This window comes from Alteromonas infernus (assembly GCF_902705815.1).
In genome coordinates this window covers 155,871-182,033 of sequence record NZ_CACSIG010000017.1, presented here as the reverse complement: position 1 = coordinate 182,033, position 26,163 = coordinate 155,871, and the positions used below count along the sequence as shown (strand labels likewise).

Genomic DNA, 26,163 nt, shown 5'->3' with positions numbered 1-26,163 from the left:
TAAAACTAGCCTACAGCTAGCGAAACCGCGCGTTTTGCGCGGTCAATCAATCGTTACTTGGTCGCCTACTTTAATGTTATTCTCGGCAAACCACCCTTGGTTCATTTCCAATGCGTAAAGTACCTCTTTCGATGATCCGACCGACTCCAAGCTATGGGGAGTGAGAGGTTTTATATCCGTTATTACGCCATTTCTGTCGATAAATGCTACGTCTAGCGGAACAAAAGTATTTTTCATCCACATCCCCGCAAATTTGGGGCTGGAAAACTTAAAAAACATACCGCAATCTTCACAAAGGGCTTTGCGAAACATCAAGCCCTGAGCGCGTTGCTCAAAGGTTTTGGCATACTCAACTTCATAGTGCTTATCGCCAATTTCAAGTGATATGGAATCGAAGTTCACCGAATCGAGCGACGATGCAGGGTCAACCTGCGCTTTTGCACACCCTAAGGTTAATACAAGTGCAGCAACAATAAAGAAAGATTTTCCCATTAGACATTCCTTTTCGCCATAAAAAAAGCCGGTCACCTCAAGGGGAACCGGCTTTGTAGTTTATACACTATTTTAAGCAACATTCAATGTCGGAATAATGCGCGCTTTTGCCTCTTCTTCTGCCTTCTTAAAGCTTGGCATTTTGTCGAAGTTTAAGTAGCGGAATACTTCACCCGACATAGCGTTAATCTTGCTGGCGTACTCCATGTACTCTTCGGCACTTGGAATGCGCCCCACAATTGCTCCTACTGCAGCAAGTTCAGCGGATGTCAGGTACACGTTTGCGCCATCACCCAAGCGATTCGGGAAGTTACGGGTAGAGGTTGAAAGTACGGTAGCGCCAGCGTCTACACGGGCTTGGTTCCCCATACACAAAGAACATCCAGGCATTTCGGTGCGCACACCAACACGACCATAAATATTGTAATACCCCTCTTCCATCAACTGGGCTTTATCCATCTTCGTTGGTGGCGACATCCACAAACGAGTTGGCAAGGTTTTATTAAACTGCTCAAGCAATTTACCGGCAGCGCGGAAGTGACCAATGTTTGTCATGCATGAACCAATAAAGACCTCATCCACCTTATCACCCGCCACCTCAGACAAGGTTTTCGCGTCGTCTGGATCATTCGGGCAGCACACAATGGGCTCTTTAATATCATTAAGGTCGATTTCGATAACCTCAGCATATTCCGCGTCGGCATCGGCGCGCATTAGTTCTGGATTTGCGAGCCACTCTTCCATTTTCTGAGCGCGGCGCTCTAATGTGCGCGGATCGCCGTAACCTTCGTTAATCATCCAGCGAAGCATAGTGATATTTGAACGCAGGTACTCGGCAATCGATTCTTCAGAAAGGTTGATGGTACAACCTGCCGCTGAACGCTCTGCCGATGCATCGGATAACTCAAACGCCTGCTCTACCGTCAGGTTTTCTAACCCTTCAATTTCTAGAATACGGCCAGAAAAGGCGTTTATTTTGCCTTTTTTCTCTACCGTTAATAGCCCTTGTTTAATACCGTACAAAGGAATAGCGTGTACAAGGTCTCTTAAGGTAATGCCTGGCTGCATTTCCCCTTTAAAGCGCACAAGAATAGATTCAGGCATATCAAGAGGCATCACGCCCGTGGCCGCAGCAAACGCCACCAGCCCTGAGCCCGCTGGGAATGAAATACCTAATGGAAAACGGGTATGGGAGTCGCCGCCTGTTCCTACTGTGTCAGGCAACAACATGCGGTTTAACCAGCTGTGAATAATGCCATCGCCGGGACGAAGCGATACCCCACCGCGATTCATAATAAAATCAGGCAATGTGTGCTGGGTTTCGATATCCACCGGCTTAGGATAAGCCGCTGTGTGACAGAATGACTGCATGGTTAAATCGGCAGTAAAACCAAGACAAGCTAAGTCTTTGAGCTCATCGCGGGTCATAGGCCCTGTGGTATCTTGCGAGCCCACAGTTGTCATTTTAGGCTCGCAGTAAGTGCCCGGGCGAATGCCTTCAACACCACAAGCCTTGCCCACCATTTTCTGCGCTAACGAGAAACCCGCTCCGCTGTCTTTTGGTTGTTCAGGCGTGCGGAAAAGATCTGTTGGACCTAAACCTAACGTCTCTCGCGCTTTCTCAGTAAGACCGCGCCCAATAATCAGGTTAATGCGTCCCCCCGCACGAACTTCATCTAAAATCACTTTCGACTTGTAGCTATATTCTGCGAGAAGCTCACCGGTTTCGTGGTTGGTAATTTTGCCTTCAAATGGGTAGATATCTATCACATCCCCCATATTCATTTTTTCCACATCGGCTTCGAAAACCAGTGCGCCAGCATCTTCCATGGTGTTAAAGAAAATAGGCGCAACTTTTGAGCCGATACATACACCACCGCCACGTTTATTCGGCACGCCCGGTAAATCTTCACCAAAGAACCATAACACTGAGTTCGTCGCCGACTTACGTGACGATCCGGTACCGACAACATCACCCACAAAAGCAACCGGATATCCTTTACTTTTGACTTCTTCTATTTGTGTCATTGGGCCTTTAACGCCTGGTTCTTCGGGCTCCAATCCTTCGCGAGGCATTTTGTAAGCCGCAAGGGCGTGCAGAGGAATATCAGGGCGAGACCATGCGTCGGGCGCTGGAGATAAATCATCAGTATTGGTTTCGCCGGTTACTTTAAATACTGAGTAGGTAATTTTGTCATCCATGAGTTTGCGCGAAGTAAACCACTCACCTTCGGCCCAAGACTTGATAATGTCAGTAGCGTACTCGTTACCCGCTTTGTGTTTCTCTTCCACATCGTGATAAGCATCGAACATTAACAGCGTGTGTTTAAGCTCTTTGGCAGCCAACGGCGCTAGACTCTCGTCATCAAGCAGTTCTACCAGCGTGGCAATGTTGTAACCGCCGTGCATGTTTCCCAATAGGGTTACTGCCTTTTCCTTAGAGATGAGCTCGCAGCTGTCTTCGCCTTTTGCGATGGCACTTAAAAAACCGGCTTTAACGTAGGCCGCTTCATCGACGCCAGGCGGCACACGTTCTGAAAGTAGTTCTAGTAAGAATTCGCCTTCACCCTCTGGCGGATTTTTTAATAAATCGACGAGGCTAGCAACCTGTTCGGCATTAAGCGCTTTTGGGGGAATGCCTTGTTGTGCACGTTCTTCAACGTGTTTGCGATAGTCTTGTAACACAGTCTCTTCCTCTAAGTTAGCTTGCGCAATGGGAGTAAACGGTCTTGTACGCACTTGACGCAAGGAGTGTTTAATAAATCATCATCAGTATAACTTCAAGGGCTAGATTTTTAAATTTTAAGCCCTTTTTATTCACTTATAATCACTATTCATAGCGTTACTTTTAAACGCTAAAATCGATTAAATAAAAGCCTCGAAATCAACGTTAACAATTGACATATGAATAAGGTATAAGGCTTTATGAGGTAAAGACAAGGGGTAGCCTTTAGATAACCCTTTTAAGAGCAGTGAAAAACGTAAACCGTAGAAAACAGCCTTTTTAACACGATTCGTTAGGTCTATTGAAACATTTAGGCAAGCTATTACTTGGGTAAATCAGAGGGCGGCCTTACACGAAGAAAGCTCGCAAACCTCGGTTTCCCGTTTTTCGTTAAACCGTAAAACTTAAAGGTCACCCAGCTGCCAACAGCGGGCGGCGCTCGACGCTCTTTTTCAGAAAAAGCCCGTTCCTAATTTGAACTGAACGCCGGCGGGCGTTTCTACAAGCAGCGAGCCCATCATGCCTTTAAATTTTCCTTTCCCGGCAAGGTGCGCCAGTACTTTCGCTTCAGCATCTTCAAACTGCTTTACCTTAAGTAGTTTGTCACTGCGCCCTGAATGGTAAAACGCCTTTTTGTGGTGAAGCATTAACCCTTCCCCGCCGCTTAATGTTACTTGTTCAAGCTTTTCTTCAAGCGCATTAACAGAAGAAAGGGTAAATTGGGGAACAACGGCAAACGTAGGATTGGGCGTAGCTTCGTTAAGGTAGTTCAGCATATTGAGTCGACTGTCAAAGGACTGGCCCGCTACAGGCATGTCGAACGCCATAAACCTAACCTTAGCCCAGCGTTTGCTTGGTAGGGAATGTGTAGCGGTCATGGCGTCGACTGTAGATTCAGTACGAGGTAAAGATCCGGCTACAGAATGAGGCGCAACGCTCGTTAACTTTGAAAGCACTATGGAAGCCGTACGTTCAAACTGCCCTCTCGCAATCCAGAGCTCACCATCAATGGTTGCTTTGGGCCAATTGGCAGTAAACCATGCCGGAGCGGCTATTTTGTTGTTATTGCGGGTTCTCAGTTCAGTGCCGTCCCATCGTGCCCGAATGCCGTCTAATTTTTCGCTCACCCAATACTCGGCGATATTTATATCTTGTCGGCTGTGGCTATATTGCTTGGCAAGCTGTAAACCATCGACAATATCAAGCTTATCCTCTGCATTAACGTGGGTAACAGCAGTGATTAAAAGAAGACAAAATACTGCTAGAAAAAATTGCACTAAATTCACCTTAGTTCGTTAAAAGTTACCCGCTTCAACGCTTCAAAATAGAGACGTTAAAACAGAGAAGGCAGAGTAAATTACTCTGCCTTCTTGGTTTTTTTAACTGTACGTAAGATGGTTTTTTCGTTTAATTGAAACGGCTCTAGTCAGTAATAATATTAATAACAGAGATAAGCACGTCTTCAGCAAAGGCTTCACCTACCGTTCGTTCTTTATTGCGTCGCAGTTGGTAAGTTTCTAAGCAGGCATTGAGTTGTTCATCGGCCGTATTCACCCCGTGAACATCTGCGTTATTAGCTTGCTCAATACAGTCTTCGGTTTGGCCTGTCGTGACGGTAGTACACCCGCTTGCTCCCACGGTAATTCCAACCATGACAACTGCAGTGCTAGCCCAGTTTAAATGTTTAAATTTGCTTTTGTATTTCAAGGTAGCTTATTCCTTTAGTAAAGATTGCAAGCGCTTTTGTCTATTTAGATAAACTTGGTGACCCTCGTGCTGCGGTGTCGAGAGTACCTTATCAAAAGCTATGCTAAATGCTTAAGTAGGCTGCTTTTTCTGAATCATTTAGCTATTCAGGTGGGCGTTTACTTAACATTACTTGGTATGCAAATTTTAAGCAATAAACGAAGAGCGTTGCCATGATTTCTCACCTTTATCAATCGCTATCATCGCCCTAATAAAGTTGCTAACATTTAGCGACCTTGTTGGCTCGAACTTTGCCCTAGTGTCTATCTGAGGCTGTGCTAATAGCTATTTATCGCAATTACGTGCAGTACTCGCTCATCAACCGCACCTTATTGGTGCAAATAATAAATTAAATAAGGTCACTATGCGCTTAAGTAGTTTTGTTTTTTTCGTGTGTATATCGCTGTCGTCTTTAGCAAATGACGATACCAGCCAGTACGGCCCTAAAGATTTTTCCAATGTTAAAAACAAATGGACAGCCGTGGTTGCTGCTTACGAGCCAGAAATTGAAGCGATTGACGCCGCGTTTGCAACCATGGACGATGCTCAGATTACGCAAACGGTTTATATTAAAGGGGTTAAGTATCAGTTAGGTACTTATAAAGGTGAGCCCATTGTTGTATTTAGTACGGGTGTCAGCATTACCAACGCAGCGATGACCGTACAGATGGCGCTGGATTACTTTCCTATTGATAAACTGGTAATGATGGGGATTGCAGGGGCCATAAACCCGAAATACACGCCGGGCGATATCGCAGTACCTGAACGTTGGTACTTCCACGATGAATCTGTCTATATCAACCCGAAGAAAGGTGACGCTAACGTCTACGAGCTACCGGACTATTACGCTAAGCAGCTCGAATATTACAAAGCGCGACGGGAGACTGATAAGCACTCGCCTAACTATAAAAACATTGGGTTTATTCACCCTACCGAGGTTGCTGTAGTTAAAGAAGGTTGGGACACCCGCAAAAGAATGCCCTATTTTACGGCAGACAAAGCGCTATTGGCGATGGCACAGCGTGCTTTGAAAAAAATCCCGCCTATTACTATGCCATCGGGTAAAGAAATACTGGTGGATATTGGCGGTAACGGGGTGACAGGTTCGGTATTTGTCGATAACGCAAAATACCGCGAATGGCTTCGCGATGTTTACACTGCCGATGTAGCAGAAATGGAATCAGCAACCGTTGCACAGGTGAGCTTTGTTAATGACGTGGATTGGTTAATTATCCGCTCAATTAGCGACCTAGCGGGTGGGCAGCACGGTAAAAATGTTGAAAATGTATTTGACGCAATTGCCTCTGGCACCGGCACAAAACTACTACTTGGTATACTCGATGAACTCGTAACAACCGAGACTCAGTAAATAATAAATGGGGTCAGAGATAAAAAAGCCCCAACCTTGGTTGGGGGCTTTTTAATGTTTTGTTTAGCGGTAAGTGCTTATACGCGCTTAACTGCTACGTCTGCTTCGAACTTAGGCTTAACAGCTAAGTCTTCAGATGGTGGAGCAAACTTAGTTAGGTCAATGCCTTCAACCGCTTGCTTGTACTCTTCCGTGGTTGGGAAGCGACCAAGTACAGTTGAAAGTACTACTAGCGGCGTAGAGCCTAGCAGTGACTCACCTTTTTTCTCATCAGAGTCAGCAACAACTCGACCTTGGAACAAGCGAGTAGACGTTGCGATTACGGTATCGCCCGGCTCAGCTTTTTCTTGGTTACCCATACATAGGTTACATCCAGGGCGTTCTAGGTAAAGAATATTGTCGTACTTAGTACGCGCTGCTTCTTTTGGCTTAGCATCGTCGAATTCAAAGCCTGCGTATTTCGCAAGTACTTCCCAGTCGCCTTCGGCTTTTAGTTCGTCAACAATGTTGTATGTAGGTGGCGCAACAACAAGTGGCGCTTTAAACTCTACAGAGCCGTTAAGCTTCTCTAGATTACGCAGCATTTGCGCGATAATTTGCATGTCGCCTTTGTGCACCATACAAGAACCAACGAAACCTAGGTCTACTGGCTTACCATCGTAGTAAGAAACTGGACGGATAACGTCGTGGGTATAACGCTTAGACACGTCTTCGTTGTTTACGTCTGGGTCAGCAATCATTGGTTCGTCGATTTGATCTAGGTCGATAACCACTTCTGCGTAGTACTTAGCGTTGTCATCTGGTGCAAGCGCTGGTACTTCGCCAGACTTGATTTCAGCAATACGCTTGTCAGCAAGGTCGATTAGACCTTGAAGCATGTTCGCTTCGTTATCCATACCCTTGTCGATCATGATTTGGATACGGCTCTTAGCAAGCTCAAGTGACGCAACCATAGTCTCATTGTCAGAGATACAGATTGACGCTTTCGCTTTCATTTCTGCAGACCAGTCAGTAAACGTAAACGCTTGGTCAGCAAGTAGAGTACCGATTTGTACTTCAATTACGCGACCTTGGAACACGTTCTCGCCAGCGAATTGCTTAAGCATTTGCGCTTGAGTAGCGTGAACCACGTCACGGAAGTCCATGTGTTCTTTCATGCTACCTTTAAAGGTCACTTTCACAGACTCTGGAATTGGCATTGCCGCTTCACCTGTCGCAAGTGCTAGTGCTACCGTACCTGAGTCAGCACCGAACGCCACGCCTTTCGACATACGCGTGTGTGAGTCACCACCAATGATGATAGCGCGGTCGTCTACCGTGATGTCGTTAAGCACTTTGTGGATAACGTCAGTCATTGCGTGGTAAACGCCTTTAGGGTCACGGGCTGTGATTACACCAAAGTTGTTCATGAATGACATTAGCTTAGGAATGTTAGCCTGTGCTTTCTTATCCCATACCGACGCCGTGTGACAACCTGACTGATAAGCACCGTCAACAGTAGGTGAAATAGTCGATGCCGCCATTGACTCTAACTCTTGGCACGTCATTGGGCCGGTAGTGTCCTGAGAACCTACAATATTTACTTTAACGCGTACGTCAGAACCCGCGTGAAGTGGTGCGTCTGAGTTTACGCCTACCGCGTTGCGGTTAAAGATTTTTTCTACAGCAGTAAGGCCTTGGCCTTCGTGTGAAACCTCTTTTGATTGCGCGTAAACTGCTGGTGCTTCAACACCTAGTGTATGTGCAGCAAAAGATTGTAGCTGCTTACCGAAAACTACGGCGTAAGAACCACCCGCTTTCATGAACTCCATTTTCTGAGGAGTAAATGACGCAGATACGTCAGCAAGTTCTTCTGAACCATTGAAAAGCTTCTTCGCTTTGGTATCGATGGTCAGTACCGTACCTGTTGCTACAGAGTAAGCTTCTTCAAGCACTGGGTCGCCGTTTGCATCGCGAACGATTTCGCCATTTTCGTCTGTTTTCTTAACCCAGTTTTTAAGGTCAAGACCAATACCACCGGTTACGTCTACAGTAGTAAGGAAGATTGGTGCGATACCGTTAGTACCAGCAACAATTGGCGCTTTGTTTACAAAAGGAATGTAAGGGCTTGTTGGCTCACCGGCCCATAGTGCAACGTTGTTCACACCAGACATACGAGAAGAACCTACACCCATGGTACCTTTTTCAGCAATAAGCATAACTTTTGCGTTAGGGTGTTTTTTACCTAGTTCAACAATTTCTTGCTGCGCTTCTGGCGTGATCATGCACTGGCCGTGAAGTTCACGGTCTGCACGAGAGTGCGCTTGGTTACCAGGAGATAGAAGGTCTGTAGAGATATCACCTTCAGCAGCAATGTAGGTAACGACTTCGATTTTCTCTGGTACGTCAGGCAGCTTGGTGAAGAATTCAGCTTTCGCGTAGCTTTCTAGCACGTCTTTAGCAATCGCGTTACCCGCTTTGTATGCTGTCTCTAAACGCTCAGTATCAGCTTCGTATAAATAAACCTGCGTTTTCAGTACTTCAGCCGCAGGGTTTGCAACCGCTTCATCGTCAGAAAGCGCAAGGTCTAATAAAGCTTCTACCGATGGACCACCTTTCATGTGAGAAAGAAGCTCAAGTGCAAACTCAGGGGTGATTTCTTCTACTTTTTCTTCGCCAAGTACAATTTCTTTTAGGAATTGTGCTTTAACACCGGCAGCAGGTGTAGTACCCGGCAAGGTGTTATAGATAAAGAATTTTAGAGAGTCTTCGCGGTGCTCGTTTGTTGTATCTTTAATTTGAGCAATAATTTCAGACAGCAGTTCTGCACTGTCAATTGGCTTAGGGTTAAGACCTAATTCCGTTTTACGGGTTTCGATCTCTGCCAGATATTCTGAATACAAACTCATATAGTTCTCTCGGTCTTAGTTTTACTTGAGCGTAGTGTTAAGTCGGTCTTAGCTATACGCATATAAAAATGAGGGATATTTTAACCGATTTTTAGCAGTTACGTAATGACTGAAAGTAATCAGATAGGCAAACATCTCGCTAGCGTGTAATTATCTTGCGCGCCGAGAAAAATGGCAGCAAACCCGAAACTTTGCAACAAACAAAAATAAACATTCTATTACAGCAACTTATGAAAAATAAAAGCTAAATGCACCCTACTTCCACCCTCTATTGGTAATACCAATACCGATAAATAATAGTGTTGCACTTATGACAGACATTCACTTTACTTATGGTGCTACCAGTATAAATTACCATCAATATTGAAACAAAGTTTCAATCAATCGTTAGTTTTTGGCAGTGTAGCTTTCTTTGAATGAGAGTTTGAACACCTTCGCGCTTTCACCATCTGTAAGAAGTAGAATATTACCGTCGCTATCTACTGCAATATCCCTTAATCGTTCATTTAGCGCGTCAAAGACCTTCGTTGACGTATAACCATTTTTGTCATGCGATACTGCGAACAAGGCTTTTGCTTTTAAGCTGGTAACCAGCAGCGTATTGCTGAAATGAGGCTGCTTTGAATTTATGTAGTAAAGCATAGAAGATGGCGCGATAGAGGGCGTCCAATCTACAAGCGGTCCTGTCATGCCGGCATACTCCGAAAAGGGCGAGATTCTTGCGCCCGAGTAATCTTTTCCTAAAGTAACCACAGGCCAACCGTAATTATTCCCTTTTTGAAGAAGATTTAGTTCGTCGCCTCCATCAGGCCCGTGTTCGTGTAAGAAGATTTGACCGTCAGCGCCATACACTAAACCTTGTGGGTTTCTATGACCGAGCGTAAACACATAAGGCGCCTCTGGAAAGGCCGGTGCGGCCAGCGGCTTACCATTAATTGTAAAGCCAAGCACTTTTCCAAGCTGGGAAGTGACAACTTGGGCCTGTTCGCGATAATCAAAACCGTCTCCGGTAGTCACGAGGAAGGCATGCTCTTTAGCATTTTCTCCTTTAGTCACGTTATCAATTTGAAGTAGTTTTCCACCGTAATGAACGGGTGTATCTTTCGATTGAGCAATGTCGAGTACTGGCTGCACATCACTGATCCCAGCGGTTAGAGAGAACTGTGCTTTGACCACAGCTAAATGATTGGCTTCATCGCTTCCCTTCGAATAACTCAGCAGCACGGTTTTATCTTGAGGATAAGTAAAAGGGATCAGTATATCTAATACGCCGCCCTGCCCTTTCGTATAAAGGTTATCTAAGGGCAAAGTGAAGCGGCTTACTTTTCGTTCATCGTTAACAACAATTAGCTCACCGTCTCGGGTGGTTATTATTATATGCGTGGTTGATTTTTCTTTATCCACGACGGTTGTTATTGCCTTAGGGTAGGACAGCGCGTCAATAACCGTGTTGATTTCTACGCGCTCAGCCAAACTTTGTAAGACGCTTGGCTGCGTGGTGTTTAATGTACTATTTAATGTGCTGTTTTTAACACTTTCACTCTCACTTGCTAACAAGGCAGTGCTAAATAACAGAGCGCTTAACGCGAGCCATGATTTCATTGTTATTGTCCTCTTTTAATCAGCATACTATGGCATATCCCATTCATACGCGCATAATGATGGCACTTATTTCACGCTATTTAGCTTAACCGGATAAATAAGGTCGACAGACTTTAGGTTGTAAATTATGAACAAAGCCATTCGCCACATTCTATTTAGCTTTATCCCTGCATGGGCCGTGGGCTTCTTGCTGGCAAGTATATTTCACTCCATTGCCGTTTTAATCAACCTTTCGCTCATTCACGTTAAATTGCAGCCACGCGATTGGTGGTTCATGATAAGCCAAGACCTAGTAGGGCTGTTACCTACCTACGGGCTTATCATAGGGTTTTCTCTGTTTTTAGCTTTTATAATTGCTCATAAGGTTACCCGTCGAGTCGAGAAACATTTAGAGCGCCGCACCACTGTGAGCACCCGATTGTTATTATTTGGCGCTGCCGGCGGCCTATCTTTTTTAATCATGTTGCTAGCGATGCAGCCTATCTTAAACGTGACGCTAATTGCTGGCGCGCGCTCTGTCGCAGGGCTGTGCGCCCAATGTTTGGCTGGTGTGGCGGCTGGCAGTGTTTACACCTATTTAAGTAATAAATTTGCGCTTAAATAATAACTAAAACTTATAGAATTAAATAACCCAACACAGATGTAAATAAAAAGTTAAGTTTGCTACTGTATGGCGTAGATTGAATTTTTACGCCCTACTAGGAACAAGCAACATGATAACTTACCCTGATAATGTGACCTGTCTTGCCGACTACATTGAAAGCGTAATGCAGCGATTTGCTGACAGGCCCGCGTATACGGCCCTTGGGCAAACCCTTACCTTTGCTGAAATTGATAGCAAGTCATCAGCCTTAGCGCGCTACTTTGTTCACGAAGCTAAGCTTACCCCTGGAACCAGAGTTGCTATTCAACTTCCTAATTTAATTCAAAACCCCATTGTCGTTTATGCTGCATTACGCGCAGGTTTAGTGGTAGTGAATACCAACCCGCTCTACACAGAGCGCGAAATGAAGCATCAATTTACTGACAGCGGCGCAAAAGCCTTAGTCATACTTGGCGATTTACTTCCTAAATTTACTAGTATTAAAAATGATACGAGTATCAATACGGTTATTACCACATCAGCAACAGAGCTCTTAGACCCCAATACGGCCCCCGCATTAGATGGCACAGTATCCCTTAGCCAAGCGGTAGAAATTGGCAAAGGTCTTCCGCAATTCGAACGCCCTAAGATTCAGTTAGATGATCTTGCCATGCTGCAGTACACAGGCGGTACCACAGGGGTATCGAAAGGGGCAGCGTTAAGTAACAAAAACGTACTTGCTAACTGTATTCAAATGCTTGACCGTATTGGCGATGGCTTTAAAGACGGTGAAGAAGTGTTGGTGTGCCCATTACCGCTATACCATATCTATGCCTTTACCGTAGGAATGACGGCGCTTTTCGCCAAAGGAACACAAATTATCCTGATTCCAAACCCTCGCGATATTGACGGCTTTATACAAACCTTAAAACCTCATAAAATATCTGCCTTCATGGGTATTAATACGTTATTTGTTGGCCTTGGTCGTCACCCGGAATTTGCCAAACTAGACTTTTCTAATTTACATCTCACCATGTCAGGCGGTACGGCTCTTACACAAGCTGCGGTATCTATTTGGCAAGATGTGACGGGTAACACCATTACTGAAGGCTACGGCTTATCGGAAACAGCCCCTGTTGTGTCATTTAATATTCCAGGCAAAGAAGAAATTGGCACCGTAGGCCACGAACTTGAAGGCACGGAAGTCGCGTTGTTAGACAGCCAAGATAAACCAGTTGAAGAAGGCGACTCTGGGCAGATAGCGGTGCGCGGGCCACAAGTAATGATGGGATATTGGAACCGTGATGACGAGACGGCAAAAGTCATGACCGAAGATGGCTTTTTTAAAACCGGAGACATCGGCATACGCACAGAATCTGGTGCTATAAAAATAGTAGATCGCCTTAAAGACATGATCATTGTGTCTGGCTTTAACGTGTACCCGAACGAAATAGAAGACGTATTAACCTCTCACCCCAATGTTATGGAAGCTGCAGTGGTAGGAAAGCCCGACGATAAAACTGGCGAAAGGGTATGCGCCTACATTACGTTATCCAGTGAAGTATCCACCGATGATGTAACCGAATTCTGCAAAAAGCACTTAACCAACTACAAAATCCCAAAATCTATCACCGTATTAGAAGAACTTCCCAAATCCACAGTGGGTAAAATTTTACGTCGAGAATTACGTTCAGCGTAAGCTTAGAAGAGAGAAGCAATCAGAAAACGCATAGTGATAACTTCCTATGCGTTTTTCACATAAAAATCAGATTATTGCTACCAAAGAATAAGCTTAGCTTATTGAAAAAGTTTTAGTTCTGGCTAAAACTTAACCTTACACTTTTCACTTTCGTTGCACTTATGCAATTTATGACATTCTCAGTCAACAAGTACCGAACCACTCGCTTTATAAGACGTCCCTTTAAAGGGATCGAACTATGAACGCTATGCTACTGCAGCGACAAGCCATGGACAAACATGGCATGGTCGTCACCATGGATGTAAAAGGTAAAATTCTTAGCGCTAATGAAAAGTGTAGCGAACTTTCAGGGTTTGCAGAACATGAAATTGTTGGTAAATACATTACAGCCTTCGATATTACTAACATTTCAAATTCAGATATAAGCGCAATTTTTAGCGCTCTTGCCTTAGGGAATATTTGGCAAGGCGAAGTACACAGCTTAAGAAAAACGGGCGAACCTTGGTTTGTGTTTGCCACCGTCGTACCTGTTGTAAAGAAAGCCCCTCTTGTCGATCACCTTATCGTAATCGCTACCGACATTTCCCAGCAAAAGCGTTTAGAGAAAAGCTTATCTGAAGGACGAGCATTTTACCGCAGCATCACCGATAGCATCGGCGAAGGGGTTTACGCCGTAAACGCAGAGGGCAAGACCCAGTTTCTCAACCCGGCCGCTTCTCGATTACTAGGTTGGACGTTAGAAGAACTTCAAGACCGTCGTTTTCACGATACGGTTCACTATCAAAAAGGCGACGGCACCCTTCTTAAAAGAGAGCAATGCCCCGTTAATCTCACTATACGCGACGGGAAATCTTATACTTCCTACGAAGATTTTTTTACCGACAAACGAGGGAGACTGTTTCCCATCTCCATTGTAGCAGTACCACTACTTAACAACGAAGGTAAACCCGATGGGCACGTAGGTGTTTTCAACGATATAAGCAGTCAAAAAGCGATTGAGCATAAGCTACAGAAGGCGTATGACGAAGCACAAAGTGCGAATAAAGCGAAAACTGATTTTCTCGCTACCATGAGTCACGAGATCAGAACACCGATGAACGCAATAATCGGTCTAACGCACTTGGCGTTAGAGACTCAGGATAACGACCAACGCCAGCAATATTTAGAAAAAGTCCAGAAAAGCTCTAACGCGCTGCTTGAGTTAATGAATAGCATCTTGGATTTCTCCAAAGTTGAAGCCAATAAAATAGACATTCTTGACGAGCCTTTCACTCTTACGAAAACCATAGATAAACTGGCTCAAGTATTTCAGGTAAAGGCACAACAAAAGCAGCTTCAGCTTCTTTTCGATATTCGATGCAGTACCAAGATACGGTGCAGTGGTGATAGCGAGAAAATCTACCAAGTTTTGCTCAACCTTTTGAGTAACGCCATCAAGTTCACAGAAACAGGCCATGTTTTGCTTAAAATTGATAAGCGTGGTAACGAGCTCGGTTTTAGCGTAAGCGATACCGGCATGGGCATTAGCGATACAGGTAAAACCAAATTATTCAATGCTTTTGAACAAGCAGACGCATCAATCTCGAGAAAGTTTGGCGGTACAGGGTTAGGACTTGCTATTTGTAAACGACTCGTTGAGCTAATGGGTGGCGAACTAACCATTGAAAGTAAGGTTAACGAAGGGACTAATTTTGCATTTTCACTGCCAATTTGTATTGAAGACACTGAACCAAGCGACTCTCTTCTTCCTGTGTCCATCCCTTCTGAAGTACTTTGTATTCAAACACATAAAAGCGTAGAACAAGGCTGTCAAATCCTTTGTCAAACGTTACAAAGGTTCAATATTCACTGCCTCATAGCTGACCCAAATGAGAACCTTCTACCTAAACAAGCAGACTTTAGCATTGTTTTTTTACCTGTCGATGAGTCCAGCTGGAAAAGCTTTTTACGTCATGTCCAGTTTGGTGAATACCACGAGCTAAACTGCAATGTGCTAATAAGTCCGTTTAGCAAAGAAGAAGTGCAAAAGCGAATCGGAACATCCCTCTCTAAAAATATTCGGATTATCGAGCTTCCCTTCACGGAAGGTGAACTTATTTCCGCTTTGTCTCCGCTGCATGCGTCGACGAACAAAAAAACGAGTGAAGGGCTGGAAAGTAAAAAGTGGCGAACTAAGCGCCTATTGAATAAGCGCGTGTTAGTGGTCGACGACGACTTAATTAGCGTTGAAATAAGTCAGCAGATACTGAAAGATTTAGGCGTCAACGTGGTATCGGCGATGACTGGCGAGCAAGCGCTAGCGCTCTGCAAGTCGAATACATTTGACGCTATATTGCTGGACTGCCACCTTCCAGGCATAACAGGTTATGACATCGCTGAAACGCTTACACATAAAGAAGGGTGTTATACCCCAATCATTGCGTTGAGCGCGGATGAAACGAATGAAGCGTCTGAAAAAGCGTTATCTGCCGGCATGTGTCATCACTTAGTAAAGCCCGCAACCGCAGACGAGATTGTACACACAATCGATATTCACATACACGCCGGATACATGGAAATTACCCCGCCAAGCGAGACAGACGCATTTATCGCTTCACTGTTGTCTTTTTACGAAACTTATAGCCAGCGTAGCGTAATGTCTAATTTACTCAATATTTTTCACGAACCGACACACACCAGTCAGCTATTAACCGAATTACTTGCTGACGCCCAGAAAATAGGAGCAACAACATTAGAACGGTGTTTACATCGTTTTATGGAGGCGAAGCAGAGGCCTGATACTATCAACGCAAAGCACATATCAGTCATCTCCTTCGAGCTAGATGCAACACTTCGCTTAATTGCTCATACTATTGATAAAAGTGACGTGGGCAATGAGTGTAATGAAAACAGCGATGTGGACAATGCATCACTACGCTCTTCTTTAAAAGAGGTAAAACAGGCCCTTGAAGCCTACGATGCTAGGGCACTTGAGTTAATAACAGCGCTTGCAGCTCGCCACTTCGGGCTGGGTCATTCACATACGTTAAATCAATTGAAAAAGCTTGCCTCTATATATGATTTTGAAGGGGCTTTGGTCGTAGCGCAATCACTGATAGATGAAATTAATAATGACCGAACAGAATAAAACAAAACATAGATTTAGTATTCTCGTTGTTGACGACGAGCCGGCAAATATCGATATTTTACTTGGAATTCTTGGCCCTTTTTATGACGTTAAAGTAGCACCATCTGGCGCCATCGCTCTGAAAATAACGCAGCAGTTCACGCCCGATCTTATTCTGCTAGATATTATGATGCCGGGAATGGACGGGTTTGAAGTCTGTAGGCAGCTTAAGTCGGATAAACTATTGAGCCGTATACCCGTCATTTTTGTAACCGCGCTAAGTCAAGGCGAGAACGAAGAAAAGGGTTTTGAGTTAGGTGCGGTCGACTATATCACTAAGCCCGTTTCCCCCAGTATTGCGCTAGCCCGAGTTAAAACTCACATTAGCCTTGCACACCAAATGCAGACCACGGAAAACCTTGTGGTCGCACGCACAGAAGAGCTAACGAGAAGTCAACAGAGCGCCATTACCATGTTGGCAACAGCAGGGCATTACAACGATACGGACACCGGGCACCACATTTGGAGAATGGCGGCTTACAGTAAATGTTTAGCTATTGCATCGGGGTGGTCTTATAACGATGCATGTCTGCTTGCGCAAGCCGCCCCCATGCACGACACCGGGAAAATTGGTATACCCGATTCCATTTTGAAAGCCCCACGCCGGCTTACAGACAGCGAAATGGAAGTAATGCGAACCCACGCACAAATAGGGCATAAAATTCTTTCTCAATGCGAAACCCCGCTGTTTAACCTCGCCGCCGAAATAGCCCTATGTCACCATGAAAAATGGAACGGTACAGGTTATCCAGAAGGATTAACTGGCGAAGAGATTCCCGAAAGTGCGCGTATTGTTGCAATTGCGGATGTGTTCGACGCACTAACCATGCAACGCCCTTATAAGAAAGCATGGACTGACGATGAAGCGTTTGCACATTTAACAAATGGTGCCGGAGACCATTTTGACCCAGACCTAGTCGACTGTTTTTTATCAATTAAAGAAGAAATTATCGAAACTAAACGTTACTGGAATGCGTTAGAGGCAGAGGGGTCGATGATATCGATAGGCAGCTTGCTTTAACAGGAAAGATAGTTAATCACCTAGCAAACTTTACATTAAGTATCAACGCTATTTAGGACGGGTCAACGGCAAGAAAAAAGGGTCGAATTCTCGACCCTTTTTATCGTGTGAAGCTTTAGCTCACGGTTTAACTTGCACCTAGCTCGGAAGCCAGTGCGTCAGCTTGGCGCTTTTCGCCTTGAACAAACTGTTTCCACTGCTGTGCCATAGCACGGCTTTTCTGATGCTTTTCCGCTTCTGCTAGTTGATTAAGTGCTAGAGCGTATTGCTTCTTGTTGTAAAGCGCCATGCCCTTGATTAAATAAACCAAACCAGGGTTTCTTAAGTCACCTTTTTCAACCGCTCGATCAGCCGCTGCTATTGCGTCATCAAAACGCTCTTCATTAAGAAGAATTTGCGCTAACTGCGCGTCTAGCTCGCCATCTTCAGACAGTTCAGCCGCTTGCATCATTACTGGAATGGCTTTGTCTTGCTCTTTAGCAAGTGACCAGCTTTGTCCTAAGAACTTAAGGTTGCGCAAGTTTTTCTCAAGCACACCATCGTTCATCGCTTGTTCCATCAACTTAGCACCTTTATAAGGTACACGGTGATAGTAATAAAGCTGCGCCATGTTGAACACGTCAGCTGACGTATTAACAAAACCACGCTGATAAGCGGTTTCCATGATAGCCAACTGCTTGCGCTCTTCACCTAACTCACCGTACATACCGGCTAGTTGGATCCAATATTTAGGTTCGTCAAACAACTTCACCATTTTAATAAGAACGTCTTTAACCTTTTGAGGCTGCTTTAGTTCATAGAAAATAGCACGTTGAAGAATTAACCAACCTTCATCAGGGATCATGCCTTCTGCTTCGTGATCAGCAACGGCTTCAGAAATCCACATTGCAGCTTCGTCGTACTGTTTATTTTGATAGTACGCTTGGGCCTTTATCACCTTGTTTTTTACAGGTACTGGACCGGTGTTTAGACTTTCCCAACGCTCCAAATAGGTGATGGTTTCGTCGTAATTACCCTGCATTAGGTTAAGCTGCGCCAAACTGAAAAGTGTGGTCATTTCAAACTTTTCAGGAATAGGCTGCTGCTCTACCACTTTGGCAAACGATTCCAGCGCTTTAACGTAGTCTTCATTATTGTAATAAATGAAGCCGAAAAAGTTGTACATCATGGCTTTTTCGTAGGCGTTCATTGAGTCAGACTTATCTTCTACTTCTTTCAAAATAGCGATAGCTTCTTCAACGTTACCCGCTTCATCCGCTGCCGTTTGTGCGCGGGCTAGCTGCTCGTACACCTTGCCCCGTAGCGTAGGCACGCGACGGGTTTTCTTTTCGCTTGCTTTTTGCGCTTGCGCAACAGCGTCGGTGGCAACCAACATGCTAGGTACAGATACCGTGGCCGATGCAAATGCAAACGCCAGTGCACTAAGCAATGTATTCGTCTGTTTTCTCATCATGTTCTGTTACCCGTCAATTTGGAACGTAATACGGTTTTGCACACCAGAAACCTCTGTTGCTTCGCCATTTACCACACGAGGTTTATATTTGAACTTCATTGCTGCATCAATGGCCGCTTGCTCAAAAATACCTGAAGGGTTAGCTTCAACAACAATGGGGTCGCGCACCGCGCCCTGCTTAGTTACTGTAAATTCCACAATAACGAAGCCTTCGATACCGCGCTGAAGCGCACGTCGTGGATAAACCGGCGCAACCTTAACAATGGGCAAGTATTCACCGTCACCAGACTCAAGGGCCAACCCGCCTTCCAGTGAGATGTCATCACCCACTTCAGCGCCAAAGTCCATCGACGTGCCTTCTGCATCAGGAGAAGGTGAGTCCATTTGAGGCTGCTCCATCTGCGGTGGCGGCTCTTCTGGCTTAGGTGGCTTCTTCGGCTTACGATCTTTTTTCTCAACCTGTTCATCCTGCTTGACCCTTACAAAGTCAAGCACGCTTCCCTTAGGCGGTTCAGTTAGTGCGCTGCCACCCATCTTGATCAGCGATTGCATCAAGAAGAACAGGCCTAACGTGATCGCAAGGGATAGTGCAAATGCGATTAAATATCGTGGCATGATTTATGGCTCTTGGGCTGCAATCGAAACATCGTAAACGCCGGCGGCTCGCGACGCATCCATAACCTTAATCAAAGTTTCTGTTGTGGCCTTTTTATCAGCTTGAATAACAACAGTTCCCTGAGGGTTCTCAGCGTGCAAACGCTCAATGTTCGCCTGTACTGCACGAACGTCGATGCGGCGTTTGTTAATCCAAATTTCACCTTTATCTGAAATAGCGATAAGAATGTTGGCGCGATCCTTTTTCACAGCCGTGGCTGCTTCTGGACGGTTAACATCAATACCGGCTTCTTTCACAAATGACGCAGTCACGATAAAGAAGATCAACATGATAAATACAACGTCCAGCATGGGCGTCATGTCGATGTTTGCTTCTTCCTCATCGACTAGGTTTTGAAAGTGCTGCTTCATAATAAATACCTTACCTTAACGCTTAACTAGCATTAACGTTGAATAATCAATGCATCCTCAAGATGCGTGCGTTCTGATTTCACCATACGAGTTAACCAAGTAGCGGCGAATACGCCTGAGAGTGCGCCAACCATGCCCGCCATTGTCGGGATAGTGGCTTTCGATACACCTGACGCCATTGAACGAGCATTACCTGAACCCGCAATCGCCATTACATCGAACACTTCAATCATACCGGTAACCGTTCCCATCAAGCCCAGTAGCGGACAAAGCGCAACCAGTGACTGGATAATGGGGATGCTGCCGTTAAGGCGCATGGTTAACTGTGAAATCGTTTTCTGACGAACTTGTTCAGCGAACCAAGAAGAGCGGTCGGCACGTGCTGTCCACATTGCTATCGCTTCTTTCTTGGCCTGCTTGTGCCAAACCATCAGATACATCGCACGCTCGAGGATCAAAAGCCACATAACGAATATCAGCAGACCGATGACCAGGAGAACCTGGCCACCTGTTTCTGTGAAGTCGCGAATTGCTTCTAGAAACTCGATCATGATTAGCCTCGCTCAGCGCGCTCTGCAATTACGCCAGACGCCTGTTCTTGTAGGATGTACACAATGTTCTTAGAACGTGTGTTTAGCATTGCATAAAGCAGTGTCATCGGAATCGCTACAACAAGACCTAGTACTGTTGTTACAAGTGCTGTTGAAATACCACCAGCCATTAGTTTCGGGTCACCTGTACCAAACAAGGTAATCGCTTGGAAGGTGTTAATCATACCGGTTACCGTACCTAGTAGACCCATAAGCGGTGCAACTACTGAGATAATCTTGATGATAGTTAGGTTGCGACCTAGCTTAGGCACTTCGCCCAAAATCGCTTCAGTAAGGTGAAGCTCAAGCGCTTCTACGTCTGCGTTTGGATACTCGTCACGCACTTTAAGTACACGGCCAAGCGGGTTGTTTGTATTCACTTCTTTGCTCTTAAGCTGCTTGTTCACTTTCATGCGCGTTAGCGTAAGTGTTACTAGGCGCTCAAGTGCAAGTAATAAGCCGAACGCACCAACGATAAGAATGATGTAACCTACTACACCGCCCTGCTCTACACGCTCTTTAAGATTAGGCGCTTGAACAAGAAGACCTAGGATAGAACCCCCTGTTGGGTCGATACCGAACTGGACTAGCTCACCATTTGATGCTTGAAGTTCTGCCGCAGAATCGTTGTAACGGTCAGCTGGCTGGCGCACTAGTTCAGACACTGTGCCTGTTACACCGTTGTAGTCTAGGTATTTACCGTCGGCAACTAGCGCAAACGGACCTACACGTACAACAGACTTGTTCACTTTCTCGCCGCCTGCTTCAACAACGTCAGTGGTAAAAGTAGTCACCTTGCCTGATTCCGTCATTTCACGCTGCATTTCGAACCACACGCGCTCAATTTCTTCAATTGAAGCAAGTTTAGAACTTGAACCCATGTCCTGTGCCATCTGATCTAGGAAATCAGAGCGGCCTGGGATTTGGGCCGAAATAACTGAGTTATAGAATTTATTTTTCGTGTCACCAGCAATTTGCTGCAACACACCGAATAGCTCTTTAAGTGAACCTAGACGGGTGTCTAGTGCACCGTTAAGATCTGCTAGTTTAAATTCGTTTTCTTCGAATTGAGTTTCAAGCTGCTCAGACTGCGCTAACATTTGATCGCGCTGCTGACGCGTTTCGCGAAGAATGCGATCTTGCTCTGCACGTTGCGCTTGGAAGTCCCGCTCGCGCTGTTTATTTTGCTGTGACTGTGCAAACTGACCTTCTTCTAGTTGCTTAAGAAGTGCGTCTAAGTCCATTGCACGGTCGCTTTGTGCGAAAGCACCAACGCTGATGCTAAGGGCTGCTAGACCAACAGCGATACGTTTTACTGTGTTAAACATTCTTATCAACCTCTTAGTCTGTAATTGCCACTGGCAGCATTAGCAAGTCTGGTGCAAGTTGCTTCTTCGCCATGCGCAGACCTTTTGTAATTTGTGTACGATAGCTGCTATCAAGCTCTTCCCACTGACGGGTTTGCTTGTTCCAAACACCCTGCATGCTCGCATCGCGTGTTTGATAAATTAGCGCTGTACGACCAAGGCGTAGGAATTCAACATCACGCTCTTGACCGTTAATTGAATGAATACCGCTGTACGCTTCCATTGTGCGGCCGTAGTCCATCTCTACTTGGTAAGCTTCCATTACGCGACGGAATTTTTCAGACGCAGCAACGTCGGCACGGTCCATCATGGCGCGAAGGTCAGCTACGCGATTCGCGCGCTCTTCTGGAAGAAAAGGAACGTCTAGTTCAACGAACTGCTCTAAACCGTCAATCATACGCATCATGAGTGGCGTGATTTGACGCTCAACAACAGACACTTCATCAATAGCAGCGTTTAGGTCTGCCATTTCTTGTTCTTGGTTATTGATTTGCTTACGAAGCTGAGTGTTATAAACCTCAAGGCCTTCGATTTCTTTCATCAATGTTTTGAACTGTTGAAGTTTGCTGTCAATCTGGTCAGTAATGCCGTTGATTTTTTCTTGCGACTTCGCTGCTGATTCGTTTATTTTCGCTGCCTCATCGACAACGGGTTTTAAGACTTCATCGTCTTGTGCAAGCACGGGTGTCGCGCTAAGCGCACCAGCTACAAGCAAGGCATTGATAAGCTTCATACATTCAAACCTTTAAAGTTAAAAGAAATCGGTTGTATCCGACTATAAATTTCTGGGCGTAGGATAGGAGTTTTCTGTGACAGTTTTATTACGGAACTGTCATAAATAAACCAAAAGTGTCATCTATGGCATATATCGAGTAGGGTGAGGCTTGCGCCTCATCCCTCTCACAGAACCGTACGTACGGGCCTCGTATACGGCTCCTGCATACTTCATATCACTTGCTAAGTGACACAATGCTAATTTGCAATCTAGTATCGTGCGCCCTATGGACATCGTTCATTTTCTAACATTGTGGTAACTTTCATTGCAGGGTTTGGCGTTCTAGCACTGAGGCAATCTACCAAATTTGACTACAATTACTTCCCATATACGGCCTGTCTCACCAGACATCACTATTCCTAGCGCACCGATTCGACTTGTCCCGCTGATCAGGCGGCTTGTGTATCAATGATAAAAAAACTCACAACTCATCAGAGTCTTAAAGTCTGCTTCCCCCCTTCGCAATCCATTTAAGCTTTTGGCTAAAATGGATCCTATCAAACACAATGCTGATAGTCGGCTTGGTTTTACCCTCCACACCATTACTGGCTTTCATCGGCCTAGCCTTACTCACTACTACGGGTTCATCTGCCACCTCACACTCGCAACATTCTTGGATCACTCCTTGAACGATACGTCCAACCATTTGATTGGATCCAATGCCAGGCTTCCCCAGTTACTGCACTGGCTCCCTGTTAGAAATTCCACCCTCAAACACAAAACAGGTCTGACTGAGTATCGGGCTTCGCGCTATTTTGCACGCTTACCCACCTGCCTTGCCGAATCAGGTTCACTTTCGTTGTGTACCTCTAACTTCCTATGGCTTCCTTCAGACCCTATCGTTGGCCAACAGCGCCCTTGCCATTCGGATTATCTTCCCCTCAGTCAGGGTGATTCAGGTTTCTTTCAACCTGACGGGTTTGCCAGCTTCGCTGGGCAAACAAAAAAGGCCGCTGATTAGCGGCCTTTGTATCAAGTTCAGATTTAGAAGTCGTATTTAAACGACAATCTAATACCTGTCCCGCGTGTCTCAGACCTAAGCAGCGTATCGTTAAACTCAATTTCACGATCTTCACCTAAGATATTCTGAACACGTAATGTGACAGTGCTATTAAAGTCTGGGTAGTACTTGTAAACCATATCCAGTGAGTGGAATGGCTGTTCGAAGTTATCGTCGAAGCCATCGATACCCGGAATGAGAATACGCTCACCAAATACGTTGTATACCAACGACGCAGAGTGTTCGCCGTTGTCTGAGTCGTAACCTAACTGCATGTTTAACACATACTGAGAGTGACCCGTCATACGACGTTCAACGTTGGTAATCGCCGCAGATACACCGGTTTGCTCTACAATGTTCTGACGGTCAAGTACAATTTCAGAGTCACTCACGGTAATGTTACCGGTAGTAAATAGGTTGTCCCAAATACCATCGCCAATAAAGGCTAAGTCTTGAAGGAACTCAACTTCAACCCCGTAAACTTCACCAGATTCAGCATTAGCAATACGAATAAGCGGTGGGCCATCCTGGGCCGGAGACTGTACCGATTCAATTGGCGCTTCCATATCTTTGTAGAATAAGCCTACCGATAGGTTATTGCCTGCTTCACGGTACCATTCCCAACGTAAGTCATAGTTAATAATATCAGTCGTACTTACACCCGGCGTACCCGCGATTGGGAAGTTAGTTAACGGGTCTAGGTAAGTCGCTGAAGATACTTCACGAAGATCTGGGCGAACTACCGTTTGACCAATACTTGCACGCAGTTGCATATCATCTTCAAGGAAGTAGGTTACAGCAAGCGCTGGATAAAACCCGTCTTCTTGGAACGCTAACTGCGAACGATCGGCTTCGTCACTTAAATCAAACTGATTAGTACGCGGGTCTAATGGCGCCACTACCTGACGGAAGTCTTCATAACGTGCACCACCAGTGAAACGCCACTTGTTGTCGTAGAAGAAATCAGCTTCTAGATAGTAAGCATCGATTTTTTGACCTGCTACGTAATCATCGCCCGCAATGGTCGTGTCGCGAATAAGTGGGCGGCTAGACAGTGAAAGCGTGTCTAACACATCGTCGCTGAAGATTTCACTAAAGTCGTTACCATCTAAAATAGAGCGGTCTTCAACACCAAGTGTATTGATGTCGAAACGGCGGTTTTCAGCAGTACGCGTTTTCGTAACAAAGCTTGCGCCCACTTTGTACTCAGTTTCCCACTTACCGAATGACATTGGGTAAGTCACGTTATAGCCAAAGTTCTCCAAGCGATCGTGAAGGTCTTGGAAAGTATAACGTGCAGCAGTTTGTGCATCTGACAAGAAGATTTCGTTCTCGGCGTCGAAGATACCGTCCTCATTCGCGTCTTCCATTACGAAACGCGCGTTGAAGTTACCCGGTGCGTGACGTACAGAGCGACCTAATGAGTAAGTCCAGTCAATGCCCATGAAGTTTAGTTCAGGGATTGTGTGCTGACCTTTAAGCTGATTGGTATAAAGCGAACGCTCTTCATATTGAACGTCGATATCGCGAATACGCAACCCTTCTGCTTGGTTCAAGTTTTCCGTATTACCAAACATTTCACGAATTTCATCGCGGGTATCGTTTAGCACAATAAGACTATAATCAATACGATGTTGACGGTTATAGTCTACACCTAGTGTTAATAGTGAAGACCAGGTAACCGTTTGCTCAGTACCTTGGATATCATCAAAGAAGCGTACATTAATAATGTCATCGCCCACTAAGTCAGGGTCTTGTAGTTCGTATTCTTCAGAAGAGCGGGTTTGGGCTGAATAACGTGAAGTTACCAAAAAGCCAAAGCGCCAGTCGTCATCATAATCGTAACTATCACCATAAGTGACGTTCACGCGCATATCAGGATCAGCAGACTCTCTTTCTAGCCCGTATTCTCTGTTCACGCCTTTAAACAGCTCTAGTGCTTCTTCTGGCTCTAGGTCGTCTAAGAAGTTTTTAGAATCCCAACGTTCTTGAATAGCGGCAGACGCAGCACGTGTGCCGTCGTCTTCACCTGTCCAATCGCGACCGCCACCGGCATAATCTAACACGTCACCAGAGTTTTCCGTATCGATACCAACGGCTGCAGATACGTTAAACACGCGCTGTGTAGGTATAGATTTTAATCGGATATTTACGTTACCACCACCGAATGCTGCAGGCATTGACGGTGAATACGATTTTTGAACCGCTAGGCTCTCAATAATACTCGATGGGAATAAATCGAGAGGAATAACATTACGCGTAGGGTCTGGGCTTGGAACAATGGCACCGTTTAATTGTGTTGATGAGTAACGCTCACCAAGACCACGAACGTAGATGAATCGACCATCTACCAATGTTAGACCAGTTACACGACGAAGCGCTCCCGCTGCATCACTATCACCGGTACGAGCTATTTGCTCAGCACCCATAATATCTGCTACGAAAGCTTGGTTTTTACGTTCTTCCATTACTGCCGTTGCGGTACCCTTTAGGCGTGTACCAGTAGCGACAACTTCCTCAATCACTTCATCTTCATTTGATTGAGCGAAAGCTATAGACGTTGGAAGCAACATGCTTGCAGCAACGGCTAAGCTGATGGGTTTTAGAAGAAACCTGTTAGCAGGTCTGTTCATGATGAACCTCTTTAGAAAGGAATACTGT

General features: G+C 45.3%; 19 protein-coding genes and 1 pseudogene. 6 read left to right on the top strand and 14 right to left on the bottom strand.

Features of this window, described 5'->3' with window-relative positions; genetic code table 11:
• Positions 1–42 precede the first annotated feature (42 nt).
• From ACX5J7_RS04590 to ACX5J7_RS04575, 4 genes and pseudogenes are all read right to left on the bottom strand, one after another.
• Positions 43–492: a DUF192 domain-containing protein gene (locus ACX5J7_RS04590; protein WP_012517293.1), complete on the bottom strand. Its 450-nt coding sequence runs from the start codon at positions 490–492 to the stop codon at positions 43–45.
• 72 nt (positions 493–564) lie between these two features.
• A complete protein-coding gene (acnB, locus tag ACX5J7_RS04585; RefSeq protein ID WP_012517292.1) occupies positions 565–3,177 on the bottom strand; it encodes a bifunctional aconitate hydratase 2/2-methylisocitrate dehydratase in 2,613 nt (870 codons plus the stop codon).
• Between the two features lie 362 nt (positions 3,178–3,539).
• Positions 3,540–4,494 (bottom strand): annotated as a pseudogene (locus ACX5J7_RS04580) (DNA ligase).
• Positions 4,495–4,639: 145 nt separating this feature from the next.
• Positions 4,640–4,924 carry a DNA ligase gene (locus tag ACX5J7_RS04575; RefSeq protein WP_283620010.1) on the bottom strand — a complete coding sequence of 95 codons (285 nt, stop codon included), beginning with the start codon at positions 4,922–4,924 and terminating at the stop codon, positions 4,640–4,642.
• A 403-nt stretch (positions 4,925–5,327) separates the two neighbouring features.
• On the opposite strand from ACX5J7_RS04575, the gene ACX5J7_RS04570 reads away from it, so the two are divergent.
• Positions 5,328–6,332 carry a 5'-methylthioadenosine/S-adenosylhomocysteine nucleosidase family protein gene (locus ACX5J7_RS04570; RefSeq protein WP_015066243.1) on the top strand — a complete coding sequence of 335 codons (1,005 nt, stop codon included), beginning with the start codon at positions 5,328–5,330 and terminating at the stop codon, positions 6,330–6,332.
• 77 nt (positions 6,333–6,409) lie between these two features.
• On the opposite strand, the gene ACX5J7_RS04565 is transcribed toward ACX5J7_RS04570, so the two are convergent.
• Both ACX5J7_RS04565 and ACX5J7_RS04560 read right to left on the bottom strand, forming a co-directional pair.
• Complete coding sequence (locus ACX5J7_RS04565; protein ID WP_498706262.1) at positions 6,410–9,220, bottom strand: bifunctional aconitate hydratase 2/2-methylisocitrate dehydratase; 2,811 nt, start codon at positions 9,218–9,220, stop codon at positions 6,410–6,412.
• Between the two features lie 387 nt (positions 9,221–9,607).
• Positions 9,608–10,822, bottom strand: a complete 1,215-nt coding sequence (locus ACX5J7_RS04560) for a PQQ-dependent sugar dehydrogenase (protein ID WP_015066241.1) — start codon at positions 10,820–10,822, stop codon at positions 9,608–9,610.
• A gap of 127 nt (positions 10,823–10,949) precedes the next feature.
• Between ACX5J7_RS04560 and ACX5J7_RS04555 the strand changes: the two genes are divergently transcribed.
• From ACX5J7_RS04555 to ACX5J7_RS04540, 4 genes are all read left to right on the top strand, one after another.
• A complete protein-coding gene (locus tag ACX5J7_RS04555; RefSeq protein ID WP_012517286.1) occupies positions 10,950–11,426 on the top strand; it encodes a hypothetical protein in 477 nt (158 codons plus the stop codon).
• Between the two features lie 109 nt (positions 11,427–11,535).
• Complete coding sequence (locus ACX5J7_RS04550; RefSeq protein ID WP_462835111.1) at positions 11,536–13,104, top strand: AMP-binding protein; 1,569 nt, start codon at positions 11,536–11,538, stop codon at positions 13,102–13,104.
• 238 nt (positions 13,105–13,342) lie between these two features.
• Positions 13,343–16,231 (top strand): ATP-binding protein, encoded by a 2,889-nt coding sequence (locus tag ACX5J7_RS04545; protein ID WP_498706258.1) that lies wholly within the window; start codon positions 13,343–13,345, stop codon positions 16,229–16,231.
• Positions 16,215–17,291, top strand: coding sequence for a response regulator (locus tag ACX5J7_RS04540; RefSeq protein WP_462835109.1), 1,077 nt, complete (start codon positions 16,215–16,217; stop codon positions 17,289–17,291). The genes ACX5J7_RS04545 and ACX5J7_RS04540 overlap by 17 nt, the downstream gene beginning before the upstream one ends.
• A 127-nt stretch (positions 17,292–17,418) precedes the next feature.
• Here ACX5J7_RS04540 and ACX5J7_RS04535 read toward each other — a convergent pair whose 3' ends face one another.
• The 7 genes from ACX5J7_RS04535 to ACX5J7_RS04505 all read right to left on the bottom strand — a co-directional run bounded on the left by ACX5J7_RS04535 (position 17,419) and on the right by ACX5J7_RS04505 (position 23,148).
• A complete protein-coding gene (locus ACX5J7_RS04535; protein ID WP_462835108.1) occupies positions 17,419–18,744 on the bottom strand; it encodes a tetratricopeptide repeat protein in 1,326 nt (441 codons plus the stop codon).
• A gap of 6 nt (positions 18,745–18,750) precedes the next feature.
• On the bottom strand, positions 18,751–19,359 hold the full coding sequence (locus ACX5J7_RS04530) for an energy transducer TonB (protein WP_015066236.1): 609 nt from the start codon (positions 19,357–19,359) through the stop codon (positions 18,751–18,753).
• Between the two features lie 3 nt (positions 19,360–19,362).
• Complete coding sequence (locus ACX5J7_RS04525; RefSeq protein WP_015066235.1) at positions 19,363–19,770, bottom strand: ExbD/TolR family protein; 408 nt, start codon at positions 19,768–19,770, stop codon at positions 19,363–19,365.
• A gap of 32 nt (positions 19,771–19,802) precedes the next feature.
• Positions 19,803–20,321 (bottom strand): MotA/TolQ/ExbB proton channel family protein, encoded by a 519-nt coding sequence (locus tag ACX5J7_RS04520; RefSeq protein ID WP_012517279.1) that lies wholly within the window; start codon positions 20,319–20,321, stop codon positions 19,803–19,805.
• 2 nt (positions 20,322–20,323) lie between these two features.
• Entirely contained in the window at positions 20,324–21,688 is a 1,365-nt protein-coding gene (locus ACX5J7_RS04515) for a MotA/TolQ/ExbB proton channel family protein (protein ID WP_015066234.1), read from the bottom strand.
• A gap of 13 nt (positions 21,689–21,701) precedes the next feature.
• On the bottom strand, positions 21,702–22,460 hold the full coding sequence (locus ACX5J7_RS04510; RefSeq protein ID WP_012517277.1) for a DUF3450 domain-containing protein: 759 nt from the start codon (positions 22,458–22,460) through the stop codon (positions 21,702–21,704).
• A gap of 481 nt (positions 22,461–22,941) precedes the next feature.
• Positions 22,942–23,148, bottom strand: coding sequence for a hypothetical protein (locus ACX5J7_RS04505; protein ID WP_012517740.1), 207 nt, complete (start codon positions 23,146–23,148; stop codon positions 22,942–22,944).
• Here ACX5J7_RS04505 and ACX5J7_RS04500 point away from each other — a divergent pair, their 5' ends adjacent.
• Positions 23,149–23,463: a hypothetical protein gene (locus ACX5J7_RS04500; RefSeq protein ID WP_498706250.1), complete on the top strand. Its 315-nt coding sequence runs from the start codon at positions 23,149–23,151 to the stop codon at positions 23,461–23,463.
• A gap of 23 nt (positions 23,464–23,486) precedes the next feature.
• Here ACX5J7_RS04500 and ACX5J7_RS04495 read toward each other — a convergent pair whose 3' ends face one another.
• Positions 23,487–26,135 carry a TonB-dependent receptor domain-containing protein gene (locus ACX5J7_RS04495; RefSeq protein ID WP_071958573.1) on the bottom strand — a complete coding sequence of 883 codons (2,649 nt, stop codon included), beginning with the start codon at positions 26,133–26,135 and terminating at the stop codon, positions 23,487–23,489.
• Between the last annotated feature and the right edge of the window lie 28 nt (positions 26,136–26,163).